The organism is Buttiauxella selenatireducens (assembly GCF_031432975.1).
GTDB classification, from domain to species: Bacteria; Pseudomonadota; Gammaproteobacteria; order Enterobacterales; family Enterobacteriaceae; genus Buttiauxella; species Buttiauxella selenatireducens.
In genome coordinates this window covers 1,432,659-1,458,434 of sequence record NZ_CP133838.1, presented here as the reverse complement: position 1 = coordinate 1,458,434, position 25,776 = coordinate 1,432,659, and the positions used below count along the sequence as shown (strand labels likewise).

Here is a 25,776-nt window from a genome sequence, read left to right as displayed (position 1 = left end):
ATTTAACAATCAGGCCTAGTGACCTTCTGCCGGTGCTTCCGGAACCACTATCGGTTCAGGCGGAGCTTCCGGATTTGGCGCTGGCTGATTTGTCAGTTTTGCCAGAACGCTTGCCAGTTTCAGGCGCATTTCTGGACGACGAACGATCATGTCGATCGCCCCTTTTTCAATCAGGAACTCACTGCGCTGGAAACCTGGCGGCAGTTTTTCACGAACGGTTTGCTCGATAACACGCGGACCTGCAAAGCCGATCAGGGCTTTTGGCTCAGCAATGTTGAGATCGCCAAGCATCGCAAAACTTGCAGATACGCCACCCATCGTTGGGTCAGTCAGAACCGAAATATACGGCAGACCGCGTTCCTGCATTTTTGCCAGTGCTGCACTGGTTTTTGCCATCTGCATCAGCGACATCAGCGCTTCTTGCATACGTGCGCCACCAGAAGCGGAGAAACAGATCAGCGGGCAGTTGTCTTCCAGAGCCTGTTCAACGGCACGAACAAAGCGCGCGCCCACAACAGAACCCATAGAACCACCCATAAAGGCAAACTCAAATGCCACAGCAACAACAGGCATGTTATAGAGCGTACCTTTCATGACCACCAGCGCATCTTTCTCGCCAGTTTCTTTCTGGGCTGATGCCAGACGGTCTTTGTATTTTTTGGAGTCTTTAAACTTGAGAATATCTTTTGGCTCAAGTTCACTACCCAACTCAAACAGCGAACCTTCATCTAACAGGCTGTGCAAGCGATCGCGCGCGGACATGCGCATGTGATGATCACATTTTGGGCAGACTTCAAGATTGCGTTCCAGTTCTGCACGGTACAGAACCTGGCCACAGCTGTCGCATTTAGTCCACACCCCTTCAGGGATACTCGCCTTACGGGTAGGGGTAATATTGCTCTTATTGAGAATTCGTTCAATCCAGCTCATTGATGACCTTTCTGCTTGAACCTGGTCGATGCCAGTTTTTCTGTGGCAGTGTGACCTGCCCCAGACCATAAATGGTGCTCATTAAAACATAACGGCTCGCGACTTTGGATAAAAAAGTGGTCGAACCGCGCGATGGGGTTACTTTTGCAGGCGTTTGGCTGCACGTTTGTGGCGAATAATTTCAATTACGCCAGGCAAAATCGACAGCACGATAATCGCTACAATCAGTAATTTCAGGTTTTCCTGCACAATAGGCAAATCGCCAAACAGGTAACCTGCGTAGGTAAACAACAATACCCACAGCAACGCACCCGCTACGTTATACATCGCAAAATGACGGTAGGACATGTGCCCCATCCCTGCGACAAACGGTGCGAAGGTTCGCACAATCGGTACGAAGCGCGCGAGGATAATCGTTTTTCCGCCATGACGCTCGTAAAAAGCGTGGGTTTTATCAAGATAACTGCGGCGGAAGATTTTTGAATCCGGGTTGCTGAAGAGTTTTTCACCAAACAGCCGTCCGATAGTGTAGTTTACGGCGTCGCCCACAATAGCGGCAATCACCATTAAAATCACCATGGTATGCACGTTCAGATCGTTTGTTGGCAGTGCAGCCAGCGCACCCGCCACAAACAGCAAGGAATCGCCTGGCAAAAACGGCGTAACAACCAGACCGGTTTCGCAGAACAAAATTAAAAACAGAATGGCATAAACCCAGACACCGTACTGCGCAACCAACTCCGCCAAATGCACATCAATGTGCAGAATAAAATCAATAATGAAGCGGATAAATTCCATCGTTATTTACCTGTCTCGTCTGGCGTCAGTCTGCCAAAAATAGTGGCCCCATCGGGGGTTTAGGCAATGCAAAATGTTCAGGGTAATCAACAGAAACTAAGTACAAGCCTTCTGCTTTTCCGGTCGCGGCAGCCAATTTACGATCTTTCGCCGCCAGCAACTCTGCCATCCAGTTTTCGTCTTTATTACCACAACCGATTTCCATCAAGCTGCCAACAATGTTGCGCACCATATGATGCACAAACGCGTTCGCTTTGATGTCTACCACGACGTACGAGCCATAGCGGGTCACGGTAATGTGCATCAGGTAGCGCCAGGGCGTACGCGACTGGCACTGCACCGCACGGAACGAAGTAAAATCGTTCTCACCCAACAAACACTGTGCTGCACGGTGCATACGGTCGGCATCCAGAGGGTGATAGAAATGTGTCACCCCCTGCCCCATGACTGCAGGTCGCAGCCGCTCGTTATAGATGACATAACGGTAACGACGCGCCGTGGCGCTGAACCGGGCATGAAAATCGTCCGGTACAGCTTTCACCCAACGCACCGCGATGTCTCCAGGTAAATTCGCATTTGCCCCGAGCGTCCACGCTGCATCTTTACGCTGAACACGTGTTTCAAAGTGCACAACCTGGCCGGTCGCATGTACACCTGCGTCGGTACGACCGGCGCAGAACACACTAATTGGCTCATCCGCCACTTTAGAGAGCGCTTTTTCAAGCTTCTCCTGCACGCTGCGCACTTCGTTCTGGCGCTGCCAGCCGTAATATTTGCTGCCGTCGTACTCAATGCCGAGTGCAATCTTATGAAGCGGGGTCTCGATCAACTCGTCGGACATTAGTACATATACTCCTGCACTAATTTTTCAGCCGTTTTCACCGCCATCAGTGCGCCACCGAAACGGACGTTATCAGCCACAGACCAGAATTGGATCTGCTCCGGCATTCCGTAGTCATTGTGAATACAGCCAATGGAAAGATGCGCGCTACCCGAAGCATCAGAAACCTGAGTTGGATACAGCCCTTCTTCAGACACTTCAATGTCTTCAAACTGGCCAAACGCATCACGCGCTTCTTCAGCAGCCAGCGGACGCATCGCTTCGAAGTTCACCATTTGCGCGTGGCCGTAGAACACTGGTGCCTGAACCATGCTCGCAGAAATCATCACGCCTTCATCCTGCAGCACTTTACGCACTTCGTTCACCAGGCGACGTTCAGCACGAACGCTGCCTTCAGCGTCCGGGACTAATGGCAGCATGTTGAAGGCCAACTGGCGACCAAACAAATCTTCTTCTTCGATTGGCAAACCGTTTAGCAAGCGAGCGCTCTGCCCAGCCAACGCATCGACCGCACTTTTCCCACGACCAGAAGCCGCCAGTAAATTAGTCACCTGAATACGTGATAAGCCACCTTGTTCAATCAGCGGTTTCAGCGCGGTCAGCAACTGGCTGGTCAGGCTGTCGGCAACGGCAACCAGGTTACGATTGCGATATTCACCCAATACGAATGGGTTCACATCAGGCACCACCAACGGCACATCATGCTCCATGGCAAACAGACCGCTTGAGTCAATCACCAGGCAACCGGCGTTGGTGGCTTCTTCGGCGAAACGCGCCGAAGCTTCAACACCGGCGACGAAGAACGCAAGCTGAACCTGAGTCCAGTCAAATGATTCAGCATCCTGAACCATCACGGTTTTTCCTTCATAACGAATGTTTTCACCTGCGCTTTCACTACGCGCCAGGGCATACAATTCACCAACCGGGAACTGGCGTTCGGCAAGCAGTTCAATCACAGCTGCGCCTACGGCACCCGTGGCACCTAAAACGGCAATATTCCAGCCTTCAGACATGTTGGTTTACTCCAGACTTAATAAAACAGTATCCCACCGGATTTCAGCCCGGTGGGACAAAAGAATAGGGTTAGCGAGGAGTATGAACCGCGCTAAAACCGAGTTTTTGCAGTGTTTGTGCCGCAGTTTCATCATCACACTGAATATGTAGTGACGACCATTCACGGCGTTCCAGGTAGTTTTTGCGTAGCTTGTCAAACTCACCAGGAACCCCTGCGACTTTACGCAACGGGGCATCATCGCGGCGCACATCATACACCAGATGAACCAGTCTTTTGAGTGTCGGCTGATCGAGCGGACCATGCAGAGTAATAGCGCCAAATTCGGGAGCTGGCAGCAAAGTGTCTAAAGCCACTTTTTGTTTCTGACCAATAAACTCGCTGAATGCTTCAAAGACCTGAGTGGTGCCACGCGCTTTACCTTCCAGCGTGTAACCTGCGATGTGCGCAGTACCAATATCAACGTTATCGAGCAACGCCACATTGAGCTCAGGCTCTGGCTCCCAGACATCCAACACCACACTCAGAGCCAGCCCTTTCTCAAGGCATTTCAGCAACGCAGCGTTATCGACCACCGGGCCACGGCAGGCGTTAATCAGAATAGTGCCAGGCTTGAGGCTGGAGATCAGTTTTTCGTCGGCAAGATGCAGCGACTTGTACGGGCCGTCTTTGAACAATGGCGTATGGAACGTCAGCACATCCGCTTCACGCACCAGGGTTTCCAGCGACTGGAAATCACCTTCATCGCCGCGATCTGCGCGAGGAGGATCGCACAGCAGTGTCCGAACGCCGAAAGCTTCCAGACGTGCCTGCAAACGTGAACCGACGTTGCCGACGCCAACAATACCGACCGTGCGGTCTGTCAGGTGGAAGCCATCACGTTCAGCTAACATTAGCAGTGAAGAAAAGACGTACTCGACAACAGCGATAGCGTTACACCCTGGAGCTGCTGAAAAAGCAATGCCCGCGTGGGCAAGGTAGTTTTCGTCAACGTGGTCAGTACCTGCCGTTGCCGTACCTACAAACTTAATCCCCTTACCTTCGAGTAAATCAGCATTCACTTTGGTGACCGAACGCACCATTAACGCATCGGCATCCGCCAGTTCGGAGACTGGAATCGGGCGGCCTGGCACTGCAGTTACATCGCCCAGGCGACTAAACAATTCACGTGCATAGGGCATATTTTCGTCAACGAGGATTTTCACGTTACGCTACCTGTCTGTTAATCGTCGAGAATAAGCCTGATAGTGTGCCATAATCTGGCGTCCTGGCATACTTGAGCCGGGGATCGATAAAGGATTTTAGACTATGCAACCCATTCAGGGGGTGACAGCGCACCCTCCGGGGGAACCCCCCTCCACACCTTCAGCGGCCGGCGAACTTCCGCTTTCCACTCAGCAACGTACCGTACTGGAACGTCTGGTCACGCGCCTTGTTGCACTCAGTCAGCAACAAAGTGCCGAAGTGTGGGCGGGACTCAAGCATGATCTCGGGCTTAAAAGTGAAACACCTTTATTATCGCGTCACTTTCCGGCGGCTGAACAAAATCTCAATCAGCGTCTGGGCAATGCCCAGACCACTCACGCCAACCGCCAGGTCGTTCAGCAACTTAGCGAGCTTCTGCCCCAGGGCAATAATCGCCAGGCCGTTAGCGACTATATTCGCCAGCAATTTGGTCAGAGCGCACTGAGCCAACTCACGCCTGAGCAATTAAAAAGCGTCCTGACGCTGTTACAAAATAACCAGTTGGCGATTCCGCAACCGCAACAGCGCCAGGCGACCGATCGCCCGCTGCTTCCGGCTGAACATAACGCGTTAAATAAACAAGTTGCTAAGCTGGCTGCCGCGACGGGCGAGTCTGGAAAGCTAATCTGGCAGTCGATGCTTGAGCTGTCTGGGGTGAAAACGGGCGATCTGATCCCAGCAAAACACTTCACTTTGCTGACCACATGGCTCCAGGCGCGTCAAACATTGAGCCAGCAGCATACGCCGACACTGCATACTCTCCAGGCCGCGCTTAAACAGCCACTGGAACCTGCTGAATGGAAAGAAATTACCGATTATTCACTCCAGCGTTTTCAAGCGACGCCTCAGACATTACTGACCACCGCGCAGGTGCAGGATATCTTGAATCAGGTGTTTTTGAAGCGGGCGGAACGCCTGCCAGCTGCGCTTGAGGTTCATCATGTTCACCCCATCGCCAGCCCAATATTGTCGCCGTTTATCGAGCCGATGAAGTTGATCAGTGCTCACCCAGGGATGGCCTTTGTCGCATTGATTGTGGTGATGATTTTACTGTGGATAGTGATATAGCAGATTGCCACCCCGCAAAGGGTGGCAAAGATTACTTGCGAAAAGCGATCAGCGTAACAAAGATTCCCACTACCGCTGATATCGCCCCTGCCAAAAACACCGAAGGATAACCCATTGATGTCGCTAATAATCCCGTCAATGGGCCAGCGACACCGTAAGAGATATCCTGAAACGCAGCATAGCCGCCCAGTGCTGTACCACGCACTTGTGCCGGAACGCGTTTTACCACTTCAACCCCGAGCGCCGGGAATATCAGCGAACAACCGCAACCCGTGAGTGCCGCCCCCATTAACGCAATACCCGCCCCTGGCGCTTGCCATAACAACACTAACCCAACAGCTTCTATTACCAGTGAAACCAGTGCCACGCGCACGCCGCCAAATCGGTCAGGCATCCAGCCAAAAAACACACGCATCAGGACAAAAGCACCACCAAATGCGGTGAGTGTGAAACCGGCCCAGGCCCAGCCATTGACTGCAAAGTAGAGCGAAACAAACGTGCCAATAACGGCAAAACCCACGCCCTGCAACGCCAGACCCAATCCTGGTTTCCAGATAAGCCCAATGACCGCAAACAGCGACGGACGATCACCTTTATGCGCAGGAACAGCGCGAACACGGCCATTGAACGCCCAGGCTACCAATGGCAACGCAATAGTCGATACACCCAGCGCAACAAACCCCCAGTGGCTATTCAACAGCAACCCCAGAGGCGCGCCAGCCGCTAATGCGCCATAAATTGCCATCCCATTCCAGGACATCACTTTACCTGAACGCGCCGGGCCAACGAGCCCCATACCCCAGGTGAGATTGCCGGTAAGCAGTTGGCTTTCACCAAAACCAAGAATCAAACGACCGACAATCAGCAAACCGAATTTCGCCATCGCATCAACAGGCAACAACGCCGCCAGCAGATAAGCGACGCCCGCGAATGCGCAGGCGCACATTCCCTGCAAAGTCGAACGCTTCGCACCTTGCTGATCGGCCAATCGCCCTGCGTAACCACGCGTTAAAACCGTTGCGAGGAATTGAATCCCAACAGCAATCCCCACCATGGTGTTGCCATAGCCGAGTTGGTTGTGAACAAAAAGTGGGATAACGGGCAGCGGCAAGCCAACAGTCATATAAGTGAGAAACACCGCAAAGGTGATGTTAAATAAAGACTTATTTTCTGGTCGGCTATTTTTTAGTTGAGAATCAATCAATGCAGACATACTGCTTACTCCATTTATTGCAGAGTAAGGCGAGGAAACCACCACGCCCTTTCCCTCTGAACGTTCAGATTAAAGGTGCGTTGGTTGACGTTGAACGCTTACGCATTATCAAAATGATAATGTTGAGGCATGAATAGTGCCTTCGGTGATTGATACTGTCAATAATTGTAAACAGCAAAAAAAACGGGGCGCCATTGGCACCCCGTTAGGATCTATCACTTTCTGCGATAAATTAAGCAGTCACTTTACGCATCACCAAAGTGGCGTTAGTCCCACCGAAACCGAAGCTGTTAGACATCACAGTGTTCAGTTTACGCTCGGTCGTTTCAGTCACGATGTTCAGACCCGCAGCCTGCTCATCCAACACTTCGATGTTAATGCTTGGCGCGATGAAACCGTGCTCCAGCATCAGCAGAGAGTAGATAGCTTCCTGCACGCCTGCGGCACCCAGAGAGTGACCTGTCATCGCTTTGGTCGCGGACATTGCTGGTGAGTTATTACCGAAGACTTCCTTGATTGCGCCCAGTTCTTTCACATCGCCAACCGGCGTAGAAGTCCCGTGGGTATTCAGGTAGTCAATCGGCGTATCAACACCGTGCATTGCCATCTTCATGCAACGCACCGCGCCTTCACCTGACGGAGCAACCATATCTGCGCCATCGGACGTTGCGCCGTAGCCAACGATTTCAGCGTAGATGTGTGCGCCGCGAGCCAGAGCGTGCTCCAGTTCTTCAACCACAACCATACCGCCGCCGCCTGCGATAACGAAACCGTCACGGTTTGCATCGTAAGTACGGGAAGCTTTAGTCGGGTCTTCGTTGTATTTGGTAGACAGTGCGCCCATTGCATCGAACTCACAGGCCATTTCCCAGCACAGCTCTTCGCCGCCGCCAGCAAATACGATGTCCTGCTTGCCCAATTGAATCTGCTCAACAGCGTTACCGATACAGTGCGCAGAAGTCGCACAGGCGGAGCTGATGGAGTAGTTCACACCGTGAATTTTGAACGGAGTCGCGAGGCATGCGGAAACCGCAGAACCCATCGCTTTGGTCACAACGTAAGGACCCACCGCTTTCAGGCCGCGCGGGCTACGCATTGCGTCTGCACCGAACACCTGAGATTTAGAAGAACCACCGGAACCTGCAATCAAGCCAACACGCGGGTTGCTTTGATAAACTTCTTCTTTCAAACCAGCATCTTCAATAGCTTGCTGCATTGAAAGGTAAGCATAGACAGAGGCATCGTTCATGAAACGGACCACTTTACGGTCAATCAGGCCGGTGGTGTCCAGTTTAACGTTACCCCACACGTGGCTGCGCATTCCAGAATCTTTGAATTCTTGAGAGAAAGTGATCCCCGGGCGACCTTCACGCAGAGATGCCAGGACTTCCTGCTGGTTGTTACCGATGCTGGAAACAATGCCCAGACCAGTAATCACTGCACGTTTCATTCAATACCTCTTCTACTGCACGGTTTAGGATTTCGACAGGCACAATAGCGTACACTTGTACGCCGAACAAGTCCGATCAGACAAATCGGCCTGAAATTTGCGCCGCTTCGCACACATCGTTACTATCCTTTCACTGCCTGCCAGACGAGTAACTTACGTGAAACACGCCCCAATACAACCAGCCAATCTGGGCTTTAACGAAGAAGGTACACCTGTATCCCGAGAGTTCGACGATGTGTACTTCTCTAATGATAATGGACTGGAGGAAACTCGTTATGTCTTTCTCGGTGGAAACCGCCTGTTAGAACGATTTTCCACTCACGATCGCTCGCTGTTTATCGTTGGAGAAAGCGGTTTTGGTACGGGACTTAACTTCCTGACGTTATGGGAAGCTTTTGCTGATTTCGTCCTAAAAGAGCCAGATGCCCCCCTCCAGCGCCTGCACTTTATTAGTTTTGAAAAATTCCCGCTTACGGCGGATGATTTACGTGCCGCCCATGCCCATTGGCCTGAACTGGCACCATTTGCTGAGCAATTACAGCAACAATGGCCATTGCCGATAGCCGGTTGTCATCGTCTTTTGCTGGATGAAGGGCGCATTACATTAGACCTGTGGTTTGGGGATATTAACGAACTCATCCCCCAATTAGATGACACATTAAATCATCAGGTTGATGCCTGGTTCCTCGATGGCTTCGCCCCCTCGAAAAACCCAGATATGTGGACGCCGCAGCTATTTAACGCGATGGCAAAACTGGCTCGTACTGGCGGCACGCTGGCTACATTTACCTCCGCTGGATTTGTCCGTCGGGGTCTTATTGACGCCGGTTTCACGATGACTAAAAGCAAAGGCTTTGGTCGCAAGCGGGAAATGCTCACAGGTATTTTAGAAAATGCGCTGGAAACCGCTGCACGCACGCCGTGGTACGCCCGCCCTGCCGCGCAAAGTAAAGAGGTCGCCATCATTGGCGGAGGCGTTGCCAGCGCCCTGCTCTCTCTGGCGTTACTGCGCCGTGGATGGCAAGTCACCTTGTACTGCGAGGATGAAGCCCCGGCACTGGGTGCCTCCGGTAATCGTCAGGGCGCGCTTTATCCATTGCTGAATACACACGACGCCTCGCTGGCAACCTTTTTCAGTGCCGCTTTTACCTTTGCGCGTCGTTTGTATGACTCACTGCCCGTCGAATTTGACCATGACTGGTGTGGCGTCACGCAATTAGGTTGGGATGAAAAAAGTCAGCATAAAATTGAGCAAATGCTGAGTCTCGAATTACCGGATGCGCTTGCACACGCAGTCGATGCACAAAGCGTGGCTCAACAATGTGGTGTGGGAATCGGTTATAGCGGCGTAACTTACCCGCTCGGTGGCTGGTTATGCCCGGCTCAACTCACCGCAGGCGTGCTGTCACTCGCAGAAAAGATGGGGCTAAAAACGCATTACCAGCACCGCGTGGAAAACCTGACACTGACTGCGGATACATGGCAGTTGTCGTTTACAGAACACGCACCGCAGCAACATGCAGCAGTCGTGTTAGCCAACGGCTACAAAATCAATAAGTTCTCGCAAACCGAGAAAATGCCGATTTCTGCTGTAGGCGGCCAGGTCAGCCATATTCCGACGACGCCAACGCTCTCGGCATTACGCCAGGTATTGTGTTACGACGGCTATCTGACGCCACAAAATCCGAAGAATCAGCAGCATTGCATCGGTGCAAGCTATCATCGTGGCGTGGAAGATATGCGCTATAACGATGAAGATCAGCAACATAACCGTCAGCGTTTAATTAACTGCCTACCGGAAGGGCAATGGCCGCAAGAAGTGGATGTTTCCGCCGGAGAAGCACGTTGCGGTGTACGCTGTGCATCACGCGATCATATGCCAATGATTGGCTCCATTCCTGACTACAACGCCACACTTGAAGCGTATGCAACGCTTGTTGAAAGCCGTGAAAATGCCATAACTGCGCCGGTTTATCCGAATTTGTTTATGCTGGCGGCACTCGGTTCGAGGGGGCTTTGCAGCGCGCCACTGGCAGCAGAGATTCTGGCAGCACAAATGAGCGATGAGCCTGTCCCAATGGATAGCGAAACACTAGCGGCGTTAAATCCCAATCGATTTTGGGTGCGGAAGTTACTGAAGGGAAGAGAAGTGAAATAAGGGGTGTCGGATGTCGCTTACGCTAATCCGACCTACGATAAAACAGTTGTCGGGTGGATTAGCGTAAGCGACATCCACCACGGGCAACTAAAACTGCGCTTTCTGGTACAAATTATCCCACATCCCCAGCACTAAAGACTGGTCACGCGGCGAAAGCTCACCCGCTTGAATAGCTTTCTCCAGGCTATTTGACACCGCTGTGTGAAGCGCATCCGGGCTGTGGTCTTCACCGTGTTCCAGGTCCGCTACCGCCAGAGTCAGGTGGCCACGCAGATAACCGCTGGCAAACAGTTCGTCATCACTGGCTGTCTCAACCATCTCATCAATTAGCGCCAGAATGCGTGTCTCAAATTCCGCGATCATCGTACTTCCTCTTTTTTCTGCAGGTAATTAGTTTAAATCTTCCGGCCACGGAAACTGCTCCGCTGCCAGCGGCGGCGTTTTATAAAACGCTCGCAACGCTTCAATCAATTTTGCCGTGCGCGCTGGGATGCCCTCTTGCAGGTAAATCATTACCTGAGCATGAACCCGGCGTTGGAATGCAATCCTGTCCGGGTCAACATCCCCGCTCAGGTTGTCGCAACTCACATTGAACGGGAAATTTGCCGTCATGCACAGTAACCATTCCTGCGCCTGCGGTTTAACTTCCACATCTTCGAACTGACTCTGTGTTTCGGCATCACGCCCGTCCGGGCAATACCAATAACCAAAATCCACCTGTTCACGGCGAGCTTTACCCGCGATGAGCCAGTGAGAAATCTCATGCATTCCGCTGGCGTAATAGCCATGAGCGAACACCACGCGGTGATAAGGTATTTCCTCATCTGCTGGAAGATAGATCGGTTCGTCGTCGCCTTTAATCAGACGTGTATTAAATTCGTCTTTAAAGCAGTTATCGAAAATGTCGATAAGTTCCTGATAATGGTGTTCTGTCATCGTTGCTGTTGTCATCTTAAGCTACCCCCAACCACTGGAGGATCTCCGTTCCATGGCTATCAAATAAGAGTTTGGCACTCATCACCGCCGAGACAATAACAATCATCGGACGGATCAGTTTTTGCCCTTTACTCAGTACCAGACGCGATCCCATACGCGCCCCTAAAAACTGCCCGATCATCATCACGAAGCCGGTTCCCCAAATCACTTTCCCACCGATGATAAACAACAGCAGACCACCCAAATTGGACGTCGCGTTTAACACTTTGGCGTGAGCGGTAGATTTGGCAAGATTAAAACCGCAGAGCGTGACAAATGCCAGCGCATAGAACGAACCCGCACCAGGGCCGAAGAAACCGTCGTAAAAACCGACGCAACCACCCGCGACCAACGCAAATGGCAGGCCATATAAACGGCGCTGTCTGTCCTCTTCTCCGAGTTTTGGCATCAGCAAAAAATAGAGGCCGATACCGATAACCAACACGGGCAGGATTTGCCGTAGCACATCGGACTGCACATGCTGAACCAGTAATGCCCCACTGGTTGAACCGATGAAGGTCATCAGAATATTGAGTTTCTGATCCTTCAAATTCACCACTTTTTGACGAACAAAGTAGATAGACGCTGAAACCGAACCACCGCACGCCTGGAGCTTATTGGTTGCCAACGCCTGAGCGGGTGACATCCCTGTTGCCAATAACGCTGGGATAGTTAGCAAACCACCCCCACCCGCCAGTGCATCAATGAACCCCGCCAGTAGTGCAACAAAAAACAGCACCACCAGCATCAGTGGGGAAACCATAAACCATTCCATTAGCTCATCCGTTAGAGAACATGCTCATCAAGTAAAGCCTGACAAGAGGCCGGTATTGGGGGAGGTGTTTTTTTCTTCGATGGCGTGCTGCCCGGTGCTGGTGGTGCAAACCAACTTTGTAGTTCTGCACCACAACCGTCGCCAGGCGGCGGTAGCGGTTGATCTTCACACTCAAGGCTATCTGCCGGGCAACGCAGGCGGACATGCATATGTGCACGATGCGCAAACCACGGGCGGACTTTACGCAGCCAGTCACGATCTGCCCCGGCATCCAGACACAGTTGTTGTTTAATCGCCGGGTTGACGAAGATGCGCGTCACATCATTATCTTTCGCAGCAAGTTTAATCAGACTGCTGATTTCAGGCTGCCACAAACTCGGCACCACATGCTGATTGTCACTGCCGACTAAATCCAGTGCTTGTGGTTTAAGGAGCTGAGCTGAGGTCCAGCGCGCTTTAGGAAGCTGCAAGAAGATGTCCACGTCCAGCCCGCTTTGGTGGCTGGCATGACCGCTGTTAAAACGCCCACCCGCCGCCATGCCCATATCACCAATCAGCACGGTACCCAAACCAAGTTGTGTCGTCTGATTGCTGAGGCGCTGAATAAACGACACTAAATCAGGATGCCCGAAATAGCGACGTTGGTCCTGTCTCATCACCTGGTAACGGGGATCATTGAGCGGTAACTCGTGGGCTCCAACGATACAACCGTTAGAAAAAGCACCGATAGATTGCGGGCTACCCGCAATCGGATGACTAATTTTCTGCCACGGTGTCGCAGCAAAAGTAGCGGCGCTGACCAGTAATGCCAGCAGCCCCACGAGCGTTTTTTTCATCGCATTACCAGCGCGGTAAAGGGAAAGTAACATCAGCATTTTGAGCACGCTGACGCAGCATATGGTCCATCAAAACAATCGCCAGCATCGCTTCGGCAATCGGCACGGCACGAATACCCACACAAGGATCGTGGCGGCCACGCGTTACCATCTCCACTTCTTCGCCTTCCCGATTGATGGTGCGGCCCGGAACCATGATGCTGGACGTTGGCTTCAGCGCCATATTCGCGACAATTTGCTGACCACTGCTGATGCCACCCAGAATGCCGCCAGCGTGATTGCTCTGGAAGCCTTCTTTGGTAATTTCATCGCGGTTCTGGCTGCCACGCAGGTTAACTACGCCAAAACCATCGCCGATTTCCACGCCTTTCACCGCGTTGATACTCATCAACGCATGGGCAATATCGGCATCCAGGCGGTCGAAAACGGGCTCGCCAAGACCTGGCGGCACATTATCTGCTACCACTGTGACTTTTGCACCGATAGAATCGCCGTCTTTTTTGAGCGCGCGCATCAGTTCGTCAAGAATTTCGATTTTATCGGGATCGGGACAGAAGAATGGGTTCTGCTCAACGAGTTCCCAGTCTTTAATTTCCAGCGGCACATCGCCCATCTGCGTCAGACAGCCACGAATAATAATGCCGTATTTATGCGCCAGATATTTTTTAGCGATAGCCCCAGCGGCCACACGCATTGCGGTTTCACGCGCGGAAGAGCGGCCACCGCCACGGTAATCGCGCAGGCCATATTTTTGTTCGTAGGTGTAATCAGCGTGCCCAGGACGGAACACATCTTTAATCGCACTGTAGTCCTGCGAGCGCTGATCGGTGTTTTCAATCAGCAAACCGATGCTCGTACCCGTGGTCACCCCTTCGAATACACCGGAAAGGATCTTCACCTGATCAGGTTCACGACGTTGCGTGGTATAGCGGGAAGTGCCTGGACGGCGGCGGTCGAGATCGTGTTGTAAATCGGCTTCGGTCAGCGGAATGCCTGGCGGCACACCATCCACGATACAACCCAACGCCACACCGTGAGATTCACCAAATGTCGTTACGCGAAATACTTGTCCAATAGAGTTGCCTGCCATCTGTCACGGCTCCTTACCGTTGTCATTTTCGTTGTGTTTAACAAAAGAAGACGGGCCTAACGGCCCGCCTGTACTGATCAATCTTTATAGATGCTGAAGTGTTCACGCGCGTCGATCAACTGCGCTTTGGTCAGCATAAATACGCCGTCGCCGCCGTTGTCGAACTCAAGCCAGGTGAACGGCACATCCGGGTACTGATCCATCAGATGTACCATGCTATTCCCGACTTCACAAATCAGGACGCCACCATCAGCGAGGTAGTCTGGAGCACATGCCAGAATACGACGCGCCAGTTTCAGACCATCGCTACCCGCAGCCAGACCCAACTCAGGCTCGAAGCGGAATTCACCTGGCAGATCAGACATATCTTCTGCATCCACATACGGCGGATTGGTCACGATAATGTCGTACTGAACTTTTGGCAGGTCGCGGAACAGGTCGGAACGAATTGGGGTTACTTGATTTTCCAGACCGTGCTCAGCAATGTTTTGCTCGGCAACAGCCAATGCATCAAGAGAAATATCGACCGCATCGACTTCTGCATTCTGGAATTCGTAAGCGCAAGCGATGGCAATACAGCCGCTGCCGGTACACATATCAAGAATATGCAGCGGTTCCTGATCGAACAGGCCCGCAAAGCGGTTAGTGATAAGCTCACCAATCGGGGAACGCGGCACCAGCACACGTTCATCGACATAAAATTCGTGACCGCAGAACCAGGCTTTGTTGGTGAGATAAGCTACCGGGATACGCTCATTTACACGGCGAATGACGCGTTCAACGATACGATGACGTTCGCTTGGCGTCAGGCGTGCCGTACGCATATCTTCAGGAATATCCAGCGGCAGATAGAGGCTTGGCAGCACTAACTGAACGGCTTCGTCCCACGGATTATCGGTGCCGTGTCCATACCAGATGTTGGCGGCGCTAAAACGACTTACTGCCCAGCGCAGCATATCCTGAATGGTGTGCAGTTCATTCACTGCCTCATCGGCGAAAATTTTATCCACGTTGCCCTCCGCAGGCCGTTCACGCTAATTCAATAATCGATTAGTTTGCCATGAAGACCGCGACAAATCAGCATTTCAATTACTGTCACTGCGGGGAAAGTTCCGTTTTATTTAGTGATGGACGGCAAACCAGGTAAACTGGCGACAAAACGAATGCGAGACAAGAAAAAGATGAAAAAGAAAACTCCGCTCAGCGTTGATGATCAGAACCTTTTCCGTGATTTGATGAGCGGCACGAAAAAATTGACTCAGGACACCATTGTTCATCGCCCGATGCGCAAGAAAGTCCAGGAAGTCCCGGTGAAACGGCTGTTACAAGAGCAAGCCGATGCCAGCCATTATTTTTCCGATGAATTCCAGCCACGGTTGGCAACGGAAGGTCCGACGCGATATGTGCGCGAGGACGTCAGCCATTTTGAGCTTAAAAAAATTCGTCGAGGTGATTATTCGCCAGAACTTTTCCTCGATTTGCATGGCCTGACGCAGCTGCAAGCGAAACAGGAATTAGGGGCGTTGATCGCAGCCTGTCGTCGTGAACATGTATTTTGTGCAAGCGTCATGCATGGGCATGGAAAACATATTTTGAAGCAGCAAACGCCGCTGTGGTTGGCGCAACATCCACATGTCATGGCATTTCACCAGGCGCCGAAAGAGTACGGCGGTGATTCTGCATTGTTGGTGTTGATTGAAATAGAAGAGTGGCTGCCGCCGGAGTTACCTTAGCACTGAGCTGCCTGATGCCCTCACCCCGACCCTCTCCCACAGGGAGAGGGAGAAAACATCAGATGCCTCGACCGTCGTCACAAACAGAAAGAGCCGCTTATCGCGGCTCTTTTTACTTCATGCTTACGGCTTTCAGATAGCTTTAGCTATCTTCAAATTGCACGGACTCATCTGCCAGTTGAACACACCTTTCCCGGTTTCGGGATCAAGTGTGACATTGGCAATAGCTGAGGTACTGAACATCGGAGGTGTCTCTTGTGGACAGAGCTCAGACACCAGGTAACCGACCAACGGCAAGTGGGAAATCACCAATGCCGACTCAACGCCTTCATTTGCCAGGGCTTGCAGGTAATCACCCACCAGTCCCACATCGCCGCACGGCGTCAATTCCGGCAGAATGTCTTCTTTACCTGGAAGAATCAGTGCTTCCCGCACAACATCCAGGGTTTGTTCGGCTCGCAGGTAAGGGCTCACCAGAACACGTTCGATATCCGCTACTTGACCTTTCAACCAAGTCGCCATTACTCGGGATTCATCACAACCACACTGGGTGAGTGGACGTACCGAGTCGCTGGCGGCATCGAGTGCTGCGTCGCCGTGACGCATGATAAAAACTTGCATATTGCACCGCTTTTGTTAACCAGGAATGCTTGAATTCCCCTGAAACTTGAGAGGAGAAATTCAGCAGCCGGGCATTGTGCCTTATCCGTACATCGAATGAAACGCTGTTTTTTACCTCAATGGTGCAAGTATAGTCAATCACTGGTTACCAAATGACCGACCAGCATCCATTCACCGAGCTCACTCCTCGCCCTAAGAGCGAGTTAAAACTCATGATTCTTTGACTACAGTTTCATCTTTGGGGTTCAGTTTCCCCAAAAATTTCGTTGTTCTTCCACCATTTGTAAAAGCCTGTCACAAGGAGCAAAACGCTCCCCATACCGACTTGCCAGGCGTTGCAATTGCGCGACGACTTCACCCGCCCCCTGTGAATCCATATAGCGGAACGGGCCACCGAGGAATGGTGGGAAACCAATACCGAATACGCCGCCGATGTCACCATCGCGAGCGCTGCGAACAACGCCCTCATCCAGACAGCGAGCTGCCTCATTAAGCATCATCATCACACAGCGTTGAGCTATCTCTTTTTCAGTAAGCTGCCCTTTCGGCGAAACGCCCAGCAGCGAATAGATTGCAGGATCAACCTGCTTTTTGCTTCTACTCCCTTTCCCAGGATAAAGATAGAAACCCCGCCCATTTTTTCTACCTTTGCGATCGTCGTTCAATATTGCTGCAATACTTTGCGGTGCGGCAAAACGATCGCCGTAAGCACGCTGAAGTATAGGACTAATTTTAGTCCCCACATCGATTCCCACCTCATCCAAAAGTTGGATTGGGCCGACCGGAAAACCAAACGCCACCAGCGCATTATCAATTTTATCGACAGGTTCCCCTTCTACCAGGCAACGCATCGCTTCGTTAACATAAGGCGCCAGAATTCGGTTGACGTAAAAGCCCGCGCTATCGCCCACCACAATCGGTGTTTTGCCCTGTTTTTTAGCCAGAGCGACCGTTGTGGAAATGGTTTCCGCACTGGTTCCGGCATGCGGGATAACCTCTACTAACGGCATTTTATCGACCGGGCTGAAGTAATGCAGACCGATAACCTGCTCAGGTCTTACGGCGTTTGCCGCAATATCAGCAATAGGCAACGAAGACGTGTTCGACGCAAAAATGGTATGAGGTGCCGCATGTTGTTCAATTTCCGCGACCATCTTTTGCTTGAGTGCGAGATCTTCAAAAACTGCTTCCACGACGATGTCACGATGATGGAAACCGCGGTAATCCGTACCACCGGAGATACGCGCCATTTCACGCTGGCGTTCGCCCGCTTTCATATGGCGGCGGCGCACTTTTTTATCCAGCAAGTCCCAGCTGTATTTCAACGCATGGTTAATGCCGTCGTTGTTAATATCTTTGATTCGCACGGGTAATTTGCCTTTGGTCGCCGTGACAAACGCAATACCTCCGCCCATCAACCCGCCACCCAGCACACCCACTGCGTTTATTGGACGCGGTTGTGCATCCGCACCATGTTCTTTTTTAAGCTCAGTACTGGCAAAGAATAACCCCCGCAAAGCGGCGGATTGTGGAGTCATCGCCAGTTCACCAAAGGCTTTCGCCTCTGATTCGTAACCGCTAAAACTCCCCTGTCCCAGACCCACTTTCATCACATCGATAATGCGCTGCGTGGCAGGATAATTACCGCGCGTTTTTTGCTCGGTTTTCTTACTTACAATGCTAAACAGTAAAGAACGTCCTAGCGGCCCCGCCAGAATGCGTTCCCGAACCGGCAGTATTCGGGATGGCTGGCGGCCTTTTGCCACCAGCTCTATGGCTGCTGCCAACAAGATCGAATGCGGCACCACTTCATCTACCAGCCCAAGTTTTAATGCCTGGCGCGGACGTAACTGTTTTCCCGTCAGGATCATATCCAGCGCATTGCTGACCCCAATCAAACGTGGCAAACGTTGTGTCCCACCCGATCCCGGCAGCAAACCCAGTTGCACTTCAGGCAAGCCGAGTTTGGTTTTTTCATCATCGGTACAAACACGCGCATGGCATGCCAGCGCCAATTCCAACCCACCACCAAGACATGCTCCGTGAATTGCCGCCACCACCGGAATGGGTAAAGCTGCAATTTCTGCCATGATTTGCTGGCCCTGGTGCGCAAGAGTTTGCGCCTCAAGTGCCGTCTGGCAGTTAGCGATCATGTTGATATCGGCACCCGCAATGAAGTTGTCCGGTTTGCCAGAGATAAATATCACCCCTTGCAGCACGGAGTTATCGCGAATTTGCTTGATGATGTTATGCACTTCCGGGCCGAAAGAGGCTTTCAGCGTATTCATCTTTTCGCCCGGAACATCAATAGTCACCACCGCGATATTGTCGAGGCGGATATGTAAATTGAAAGCAGAAGTCTGTTCCATTATTCGGCCTCCAGAACCATAGCAGCACCCAATCCACCCGCCGCGCAGGCGGTGACTAAACCCAATCCACCACCGCGACGACGCAGTTCATGCAGCGTTTGCGTGATCATTCGCGCACCGGTCGCAGCAAACGGGTGACCGTAAGCAATCGAGCCGCCTAATACGTTGAATTTCGAATCATCCACTTCACCCGTGGCATGGGCGCGGCCTAACACATCGCGAGCAAAACGTTCACTGGCGAGCATTTTCAGGTTAGCCAGCGTTTGCGCAGCAAATGCTTCATGCATATCGAATAAGGTCAGGTCATTCAATGTGATGCCTGCTCTTTCTAGCGCCAGAGGTGTCGCCCATGCCGGGCCAAGTAACATATCTTGCCAAACATCAACGGCGGTGAAAGCGTAGCTGCGCAAATATCCCAGTGGCTTCAAACCCAATTCTTTCGCACGGGATTCTGTCATTAAAATAACCGCAGCGGCCCCATCGGTTAACGGAGTGCTGTTGGCGGCAGTGACGGTGCCGTGTTTGCGGTCAAACGCAGGGCGCAGCTTCGCATAGTCGGCAATCGACGAGTTCTGGCGAACGTTATTATCTTCGCTGAAAGGTTGGCGGTAAGGGGGGATAAAGGCAGTCATTACTTCCTCGGCCAGTTTGCCTTCTTGCCAGGCAATCGCCGCTTTAGTGTGAGAGCGATACGCCAACGCATCTTGCTGTTCACGCGTGATACCGTGGGTTTTCGCCATTTGTTCCGCCGTATCACCCATCCGTAAACCGGTGGAGTATTCCGCTACGGCTGGCGGCACGGGCAATAAATCGCGCGGACGAAGTTGCGAGAAGAGCTTTAACTTTTGTCCAAGCGTACGGGCCTTATTCGCGTCGACAAGTACGCGCCCCAGCTTTTTACTTACGCCAATGGGCAAAACGGATGAGGAGTCTGCCCCTCCCGCTATCCCTGCGCGGATCGTCCCCGCCATTAAGCTTTCGGCAACGTTCGCCACCGCCTGGAAGCTGGTCGCACATGCACGGCTGACACTATAGGCGTCGGTGTGCACGCTCATCCCAGTGCCAAGTACAATTTCACGGGCAATATTGGGCGCTTCCGGCATCTGGACAACCTGGCCGAAAACCAATTGCTCAATGATTTCTGGGGAATTTCGCTACGGGCCAATAATTCGCTGACCACCATGTTGCCAAGATCGACGGCAGGTATACCGTGAAATGCCGTAGCCTGACGGGCAAACGGTGTGCGTAAACCACTGATGATGGCGATGCGGTCACCCTGACGGGTAACCAGCGGAAGTGCCTGACTCATAACGCTCCCCTGTTCTTCTCAGAATACTTCAAGTTGTGGGGGTGTTGGCTGCACTCACAAACTCCAGTCACTTACTTTAGTAAGCTCCTGAAGATTTGCTCCTTTGCCGCCTACCCACAACTCGAATTATTTTGGGAATAAATTTGTAAACGACCAGTAGTGGTCTGACCTGATCACAGTTTTAACTAAAAAGTTACAATCAGCCAACCAGGGGACGAAAGAATTGGGAGGGGGGACACGCTTTGAGTGAAGTAAATGGAAATAGATGCCCTCACCCCAACCCTCTCCCGCAGGAGAGGGAGAAGGCCAGGATAAGGGATAAAAATTAACGCAGGCCCAGCTGGAAGATCATGGTTTCAGCCTGGCAGCTGAAGATGAAATCAATATCCAGACGAACACCTTCAGCTTCTTCAGTAAACGTCGGAACGATTTGGCAAGGTTCATTTTCTACTTCACGAGCTTTTGCGCTCAACGCTGCCAGAGTTTCTTCAGCTTCTGCTTTGGTAGCGAATACGCGGCTGTAGGTCGCTGTGCAGTCAGTATTATCAATGATAGAACCGACATCAATACAGCAGCAAACCGGGGTTTCATCAGCAGTGTTTTTACTCATTTATGATTTCCTCTGTATTTTAATCTGAAGGGCCTTCCTCTAAATAATTCAAGTTGCAGGAAGGCGGTCAGAGAACTCATCCCGATGAGCTTACATAAGTAAGTGATTCGGGGGAGTGAACGCAGCCAACGCACATGCAGCTCGAAGTATGACGAGGAATAAAAAATTCTTGGTTATTTTACGCTCCTGCTTGAAACGACTCCAGTCGTTAATCTTGTCAAAATCTGCAAGTGACCCAAATCACACTTAAAAATGATCTAAAACAAGATTCACCCATTTTGCTTAGTGACGCTTTCCTCGATTTTGCCAGGCAGATCTCGTTTCGACGATCAAATTTGAAAATTCTTAGATACAAACTTGCAACATACCATCTGGTCAGACCTATACTCTCGCAACTGGTCTGCTTTCTCTGTAACAGATCAGCCCCTACTATTCGCGCTCCTGTTACGGTGTGTAACAATGTTTGTATAAAAATAAATCTATTATGAGGTTTTGGTCATGAGCCAGAAAAACCTGTTTACAAAGTCAGCCCTCGCGGTTGCAGTGGCAATAGTCTCATCGCAGGCGTACTCGGCCGGCTTTCAATTAAACGAGTTCTCTTCCTCAGGCCTAGGCCGAGCTTATTCCGGGGAAGGCGCAATCGCAGACGATGCGGGTAACGTCAGCCGTAACCCGGCGTTAATCACCATGTTTGACCGCCCAACCTTCTCTGGCGGTGCGGTGTTTATTGACCCGGATGTGAATATTGCTGGCACATCCCCAACGGGCCGTAGCACTGATGCTAACAACATCGCGCCGACCGCCTGGGTTCCAAACTTCCACTTTGTTGCACCCATTAATGAACAATTTGGTTGGGGAGCATCTGTTACATCTAACTACGGTTTAGCAACAGAATTTACTGACGATTACACCGCAGGCTCAATGGGCGGCAAAACCGACCTGACGACGATGAACCTGAACCTGAGCGGTGCATATCGTTTAAACAGCAACTGGAGCTTCGGTCTTGGCTTTGATGCTGTTTACGCTAAAGCGAAAATCGAGCGTTACGCAGGTGATCTTGGTCAAATTGTCGCAGGCTCTGGCGCATTGCCTCCTTCCCTGGCAGGCCCTGTTTCCCGCATTCCTTCCGACACTCAAATCGCGCATCTGAAAGGTGATGAGTGGGGTTACGGTTGGAACGCCGGTATCCTTTATGAAATCAATAAAGATAACCGCTACAGCTTAACCTACCGTTCCGAAATCAAAATCGACTTCGACGGCGACTATAAGAGCAATTTACCTTCCGCTTACAACCCGTTGTTGTCTAAATTTGGCTTACCTGCAGGCACCAATGGGCAAACCGTTCCAGGTTCTCTGACCCTGAACTTGCCAGAAATGTGGGAACTGTCCGGTTATAACAAAGTTGATCCACAGTGGGCGATTCACTACAGCATTGCTTACACCAGCTGGAGTCAGTTCCAGGAGCTGAAAGCCACTGGCAACAACGGCCAGACCCTGTTCTATAAAGATGAAAGCTTTAAAGATGCGTACCGTATTGCTTTAGGTACCACCTACTATATGGATAAGAACTGGACCTTCCGTACCGGTATCGCATTTGACGATAGCCCGGTTCCTGCGGATCACCGTTCTATCTCTATCCCGGATCAGGACCGCTTCTGGCTGAGTGCGGGTACCACTTACGCCTTTAACGAAGATGCGTCTGTCGATGTGGGTGTTTCCTACATGCACGGCCAGCATGTTGAGTTCAAAGAAGGTCCTTATACCTTCCAGTCTGATGGTAAAGCGTGGCTGTACGGCATGAACTTTAACTATGCATTCTGATAGTTAAACGCTCACAAAAAAGGCGAAACCGTGGTTTCGCCTTTTTTATGCCTGCCGTAAAACAAGTTCTGATTAACGCATCGAAACCGTCGTCACCTCATTAGAAAGCAACGTTTCCAGGGTGTACTGCGCCATTTGCCCGCTTTGTAAAAACACTTTGTGGCGAATAGAAAGACAAATCCGCCCTTCTTGCGTGCGCAGCAGCCAGGCTTCTTCCTGATTCAGTGCTTTTCCGGAAAGTGTTTTAACATCGTGGCTAATAGCTAACCCGCACGTCTGTTCAATATATTGCAGCACTGAATGGCTACAATCTTCGCGGGTAAATTCCGGGAAAAGTGAACTCGGCATCCAGGTTTCTTCGATAATCGCGGGTTGCTCATTAATGATGCGCATCCGACGGTAATGAATCAGCAAACTGCCCGGCGGCTGGGGAAAGTAGTCTGCCAACTCCCCTTCAGCCTGCTGAGTATCAAAAAGCAGCACCACGTTATCCAGTTTCTGGTCGCTTTGAATGCGTTCAGAAATCGATATCACGCTGTTGTCCTGGTAAAACTCAGGGGGATTCACAAAAATACCGGCCCCCTGCCGGGTATGCACAAAAGATTCACGCTTGAGTCTGGCAATCGCTTTTTGAATTGTCGGACGGCTAACCTGATAAACCTGTGCCAGAGCGTGTTCACCTTCCAGCGGCGCATAAGGAAGATAGCTGCCTTTAATTATCTTCTCTTTTAACAAATGATAAATATCGATGTATTTCATGCGCATTCCGGGGAATAAAGCTTGTAACGGAGCCTGAGAATAAGGCTCCGCCGTCGCCAGATTGACTTTCAGGCGACATCCATAACCGCGTGTTGACGGTTGCGCATCATTTTAAAACGTTTCAGGGCAATAGCAATCGTCGCGGTAGAAACCACACCGGCAGCCATTGCAACCAGCGCCAACAACGGCTTGTCGAATCCGCCCAGCAGGACAATGATTGGCCCACCATGTGCCACGTTACAATGCAGACTAAAGATGAAGCCCAGACAACAAGCTACCGCAGAGCCAATCATGTTTGCAGGGATCACGGCAAAGGGATCACGCGCGGCAAAAGGAATCGCGCCTTCAGAAATCCCTACCAACCCCATCGCGGCAGCGGCTTTGCCATTCTCATATTCTTCATCATCAAACAGCCCAAAGCGTCTGCCCATAAATGCAGCCAGCGCCATGCCTAAAGGTGCAACAGGAATCGCCACAGCCTGAGCCCCCATAAACTGCGTTTGCCCTTGGGCAATCAACCCCACGCTGAACATAAACACGACTTTACCGAAGGGTCCGCCCATGTCGAACCCCTGCATCAACCCCATCACAATACCGATAACGATAACGTTGCCAGTAGAGAGGTTCGCCAGCATGTGGTTAAGCGCCGTCATCAAATCAGCGATGGGTGCGCCAATGACAAACATAAAGATTGCAGCGATAAACAGCGTACCGGCGATGGGTGCAATCATAATGGGCACCAACGGCTGGACCATTTTTGAGTAGTTAAAATGCGTCAACCATTTCACGAAGTAGCCGACGAGCAGCCCCGCAACAATGGCACCAATAAATCCGGTGCCTGCGCTGGCATCGTAGAAAGAACCATTGTTCGCAATCCAGCCGCCAATCAATCCTGGCGCCAACCCCGGCCGGTCAGCAATAGCGTAGGCAATGTAACCAGAAAGAATCGGGATCATCAGCGTAAAGCCAACCACGCCAACGCTCAGTACTTTGTTCCACAAGCTACCAGCAGGAATACTTAGTCCCTGCTCGGTCGGTACCCCTCCCAATGCCAGGGATAACGCAATTAACAAACCGCCGACCACCACAAAGGGGATCATATATGACACCCCGTTCATCAGTGATTTATACAGCATTGAACCTGACGACGTTGTCGAAGCCGGTTTTGCCTTACTGCTGCTTGTCACCTGGTAGAGCGGTGCCGAAAGCGCTTGTTCAATTAAGCCTGTAGCGCCTTTAATCGCCGATTTCACGCCGCAGATAACCACTTTCTTTCCGGCAAAACGGTCGAGATCGACTTGTTTATCACAAGCCACCACCACCGCATCTGCCCGGGCAATCTCTTCGGCAGTGGGTGAATCCTTAACGCCAATGGAGCCGTTGGTCTCCACTTTCACTTCATAACCCATTTCTCTGGCGGCTTTAACAATAGCTTCCGCAGCCAGGTAAGTGTGCGCCACGCCAACCGGACAGCCGGTGACACCAAGAATCAACCCCTTATCCTGCCTGACCTCTCGGCTGTCATTTTCGGGCGTGGCTTGCGCCGTGAACAGCGCTAACACTTCCTCCTGTGAAGTTGCCTGTAATAGCGTTTCCATGAAGCCGTCTTCGATAAGACGTGAGGAGAGCTGGGCAAGGATCTCGATATGCAAATTGGACGCGTTATGCGGAGAAGCGATCATCAAGAAAACGTGCGAGGGCTTTCCATCTTCAGCGCCATATTCAATCCCTTGTGGACTGATCCCGACGACTACCGCGGCCTGTTTCACCACCGGGCTTTTAGCATGCGGGATAGCCACACCGCCTTCAAACCCGGTATTTCCCGTATCTTCACGATCCCAAACATCCGCGACAAATTGTGAAATATCAGTGATATGGCCCGCCTGCCACAGTAATTCAGCCATCTCGTGGAAGACCTGATGTTTTTCGCGGGCGTTCAGATTCAAGCAGATAAGCTCTTTGCTTAATAAGCCATTCATTTCTTTTCCCTCACAAATATGTAATTACAAGTTTGAAGAAAAATAGAAACAATCACGATCGCGGGTATTGATAAAAATCATATAAATCGTGTGATGAAGCCCCCTTCACCAAGAGGTGTGAAGGCAATCACAAAGGGATCCATGCGTAAATTACCGGGCATATGATGAAAGTAAGATCCCGATC

Annotated in this window: 22 protein-coding genes and 1 pseudogene; 4 read left to right on the top strand and 19 right to left on the bottom strand. The window is 51.4% G+C overall.

The annotated features are described in order from the left end of the window. Window positions 1-15: 15 nt before the first annotated feature. From accD to pdxB, 5 genes are all read right to left on the bottom strand, one after another. The gene (gene accD / locus RHD99_RS06760; protein ID WP_309878072.1) at window positions 16-930 is read right to left on the bottom strand and encodes an acetyl-CoA carboxylase, carboxyltransferase subunit beta; all 915 of its coding nucleotides are present in this window, start codon (window positions 928-930) and stop codon (window positions 16-18) included. A 138-nt stretch (window positions 931-1,068) separates the two neighbouring features. Then, window positions 1,069-1,728, bottom strand: a complete 660-nt coding sequence (locus RHD99_RS06755; protein ID WP_183270038.1) for a DedA family protein — start codon at window positions 1,726-1,728, stop codon at window positions 1,069-1,071. Between the two features lie 25 nt (window positions 1,729-1,753). Then, on the bottom strand, window positions 1,754-2,569 hold the full coding sequence (gene truA / locus RHD99_RS06750) for a tRNA pseudouridine(38-40) synthase TruA (protein ID WP_183270039.1): 816 nt from the start codon (window positions 2,567-2,569) through the stop codon (window positions 1,754-1,756). Further along, window positions 2,569-3,582 carry an aspartate-semialdehyde dehydrogenase gene (locus RHD99_RS06745; RefSeq protein WP_183270040.1) on the bottom strand — a complete coding sequence of 338 codons (1,014 nt, stop codon included), beginning with the start codon at window positions 3,580-3,582 and terminating at the stop codon, window positions 2,569-2,571. The genes truA and RHD99_RS06745 overlap by 1 nt, the downstream gene beginning before the upstream one ends. Before the next feature lie 70 nt (window positions 3,583-3,652). Beyond that, complete coding sequence (gene pdxB, locus RHD99_RS06740) at window positions 3,653-4,786, bottom strand: 4-phosphoerythronate dehydrogenase PdxB (protein WP_309878070.1); 1,134 nt, start codon at window positions 4,784-4,786, stop codon at window positions 3,653-3,655. A 103-nt stretch (window positions 4,787-4,889) separates the two neighbouring features. On the opposite strand from pdxB, the gene flk reads away from it, so the two are divergent. Next, the gene (gene flk, locus RHD99_RS06735; protein WP_183270042.1) at window positions 4,890-5,894 is read left to right on the top strand and encodes a flagella biosynthesis regulator Flk; all 1,005 of its coding nucleotides are present in this window, start codon (window positions 4,890-4,892) and stop codon (window positions 5,892-5,894) included. A 31-nt stretch (window positions 5,895-5,925) separates the two neighbouring features. Here the strand turns inward: flk and RHD99_RS06730 are convergent, their stop codons facing one another. Beyond that, window positions 5,926-7,107, bottom strand: coding sequence for an MFS transporter (locus tag RHD99_RS06730; RefSeq protein ID WP_309878069.1), 1,182 nt, complete (start codon window positions 7,105-7,107; stop codon window positions 5,926-5,928). A 232-nt stretch (window positions 7,108-7,339) separates the two neighbouring features. Next, window positions 7,340-8,557 (bottom strand): beta-ketoacyl-ACP synthase I, encoded by a 1,218-nt coding sequence (gene fabB, locus RHD99_RS06725; RefSeq protein WP_183270044.1) that lies wholly within the window; start codon window positions 8,555-8,557, stop codon window positions 7,340-7,342. A 157-nt stretch (window positions 8,558-8,714) separates the two neighbouring features. Between fabB and mnmC the strand changes: the two genes are divergently transcribed. After that, window positions 8,715-10,715: a bifunctional tRNA (5-methylaminomethyl-2-thiouridine)(34)-methyltransferase MnmC2/FAD-dependent 5-carboxymethylaminomethyl-2-thiouridine(34) oxidoreductase MnmC1 gene (mnmC, locus tag RHD99_RS06720; protein ID WP_309878068.1), complete on the top strand. Its 2,001-nt coding sequence runs from the start codon at window positions 8,715-8,717 to the stop codon at window positions 10,713-10,715. Window positions 10,716-10,802: 87 nt separating this feature from the next. Here the strand turns inward: mnmC and RHD99_RS06715 are convergent, their stop codons facing one another. The 6 genes from RHD99_RS06715 to prmB all read right to left on the bottom strand — a co-directional run bounded on the left by RHD99_RS06715 (window position 10,803) and on the right by prmB (window position 15,401). After that, complete coding sequence (locus tag RHD99_RS06715; RefSeq protein ID WP_183270046.1) at window positions 10,803-11,078, bottom strand: YfcL family protein; 276 nt, start codon at window positions 11,076-11,078, stop codon at window positions 10,803-10,805. Window positions 11,079-11,105: 27 nt separating this feature from the next. Continuing rightward, entirely contained in the window at window positions 11,106-11,651 is a 546-nt protein-coding gene (locus RHD99_RS06710) for an elongation factor P hydroxylase (RefSeq protein ID WP_309879094.1), read from the bottom strand. Window positions 11,652-11,667: 16 nt separating this feature from the next. After that, window positions 11,668-12,465 carry a sulfite exporter TauE/SafE family protein gene (locus RHD99_RS06705; RefSeq protein ID WP_183270047.1) on the bottom strand — a complete coding sequence of 266 codons (798 nt, stop codon included), beginning with the start codon at window positions 12,463-12,465 and terminating at the stop codon, window positions 11,668-11,670. Between the two features lie 11 nt (window positions 12,466-12,476). Next, on the bottom strand, window positions 12,477-13,301 hold the full coding sequence (gene mepA, locus RHD99_RS06700) for a penicillin-insensitive murein endopeptidase (RefSeq protein WP_309878065.1): 825 nt from the start codon (window positions 13,299-13,301) through the stop codon (window positions 12,477-12,479). A gap of 4 nt (window positions 13,302-13,305) precedes the next feature. Beyond that, window positions 13,306-14,391: a chorismate synthase gene (gene aroC, locus RHD99_RS06695; RefSeq protein WP_309878064.1), complete on the bottom strand. Its 1,086-nt coding sequence runs from the start codon at window positions 14,389-14,391 to the stop codon at window positions 13,306-13,308. A 77-nt stretch (window positions 14,392-14,468) separates the two neighbouring features. Continuing rightward, window positions 14,469-15,401, bottom strand: a complete 933-nt coding sequence (gene prmB, locus RHD99_RS06690; protein ID WP_183270050.1) for a 50S ribosomal protein L3 N(5)-glutamine methyltransferase — start codon at window positions 15,399-15,401, stop codon at window positions 14,469-14,471. Between the two features lie 171 nt (window positions 15,402-15,572). On the opposite strand from prmB, the gene smrB reads away from it, so the two are divergent. Then, entirely contained in the window at window positions 15,573-16,124 is a 552-nt protein-coding gene (gene smrB / locus RHD99_RS06685; protein WP_183270051.1) for an endonuclease SmrB, read from the top strand. A 132-nt stretch (window positions 16,125-16,256) separates the two neighbouring features. Here the strand turns inward: smrB and sixA are convergent, their stop codons facing one another. From sixA to RHD99_RS06665, 4 genes and pseudogenes are all read right to left on the bottom strand, one after another. Further along, window positions 16,257-16,745, bottom strand: a complete 489-nt coding sequence (sixA, locus tag RHD99_RS06680; protein WP_183270052.1) for a phosphohistidine phosphatase SixA — start codon at window positions 16,743-16,745, stop codon at window positions 16,257-16,259. A 245-nt stretch (window positions 16,746-16,990) separates the two neighbouring features. Next, a complete protein-coding gene (fadJ, locus tag RHD99_RS06675) occupies window positions 16,991-19,114 on the bottom strand; it encodes a fatty acid oxidation complex subunit alpha FadJ (protein ID WP_309878062.1) in 2,124 nt (707 codons plus the stop codon). Further along, window positions 19,114-20,423, bottom strand: a pseudogene (gene fadI, locus RHD99_RS06670) (acetyl-CoA C-acyltransferase FadI). The gene fadJ and the pseudogene fadI overlap by 1 nt, the downstream one beginning before the upstream one ends. A 325-nt stretch (window positions 20,424-20,748) precedes the next feature. Continuing rightward, window positions 20,749-21,033: a YfcZ/YiiS family protein gene (locus RHD99_RS06665; protein WP_183270055.1), complete on the bottom strand. Its 285-nt coding sequence runs from the start codon at window positions 21,031-21,033 to the stop codon at window positions 20,749-20,751. A gap of 492 nt (window positions 21,034-21,525) precedes the next feature. Between RHD99_RS06665 and fadL the strand changes: the two genes are divergently transcribed. Beyond that, window positions 21,526-22,854: a long-chain fatty acid transporter FadL gene (gene fadL / locus RHD99_RS06660; RefSeq protein ID WP_510183662.1), complete on the top strand. Its 1,329-nt coding sequence runs from the start codon at window positions 21,526-21,528 to the stop codon at window positions 22,852-22,854. Window positions 22,855-22,926: 72 nt separating this feature from the next. Here fadL and RHD99_RS06655 read toward each other — a convergent pair whose 3' ends face one another. Beyond that, window positions 22,927-23,613 carry a GntR family transcriptional regulator gene (locus RHD99_RS06655; RefSeq protein ID WP_309878058.1) on the bottom strand — a complete coding sequence of 229 codons (687 nt, stop codon included), beginning with the start codon at window positions 23,611-23,613 and terminating at the stop codon, window positions 22,927-22,929. Between the two features lie 68 nt (window positions 23,614-23,681). Continuing rightward, window positions 23,682-25,592, bottom strand: coding sequence for a PTS fructose transporter subunit IIABC (locus tag RHD99_RS06650; protein WP_309878056.1), 1,911 nt, complete (start codon window positions 25,590-25,592; stop codon window positions 23,682-23,684). Window positions 25,593-25,776 lie beyond the last annotated feature (184 nt).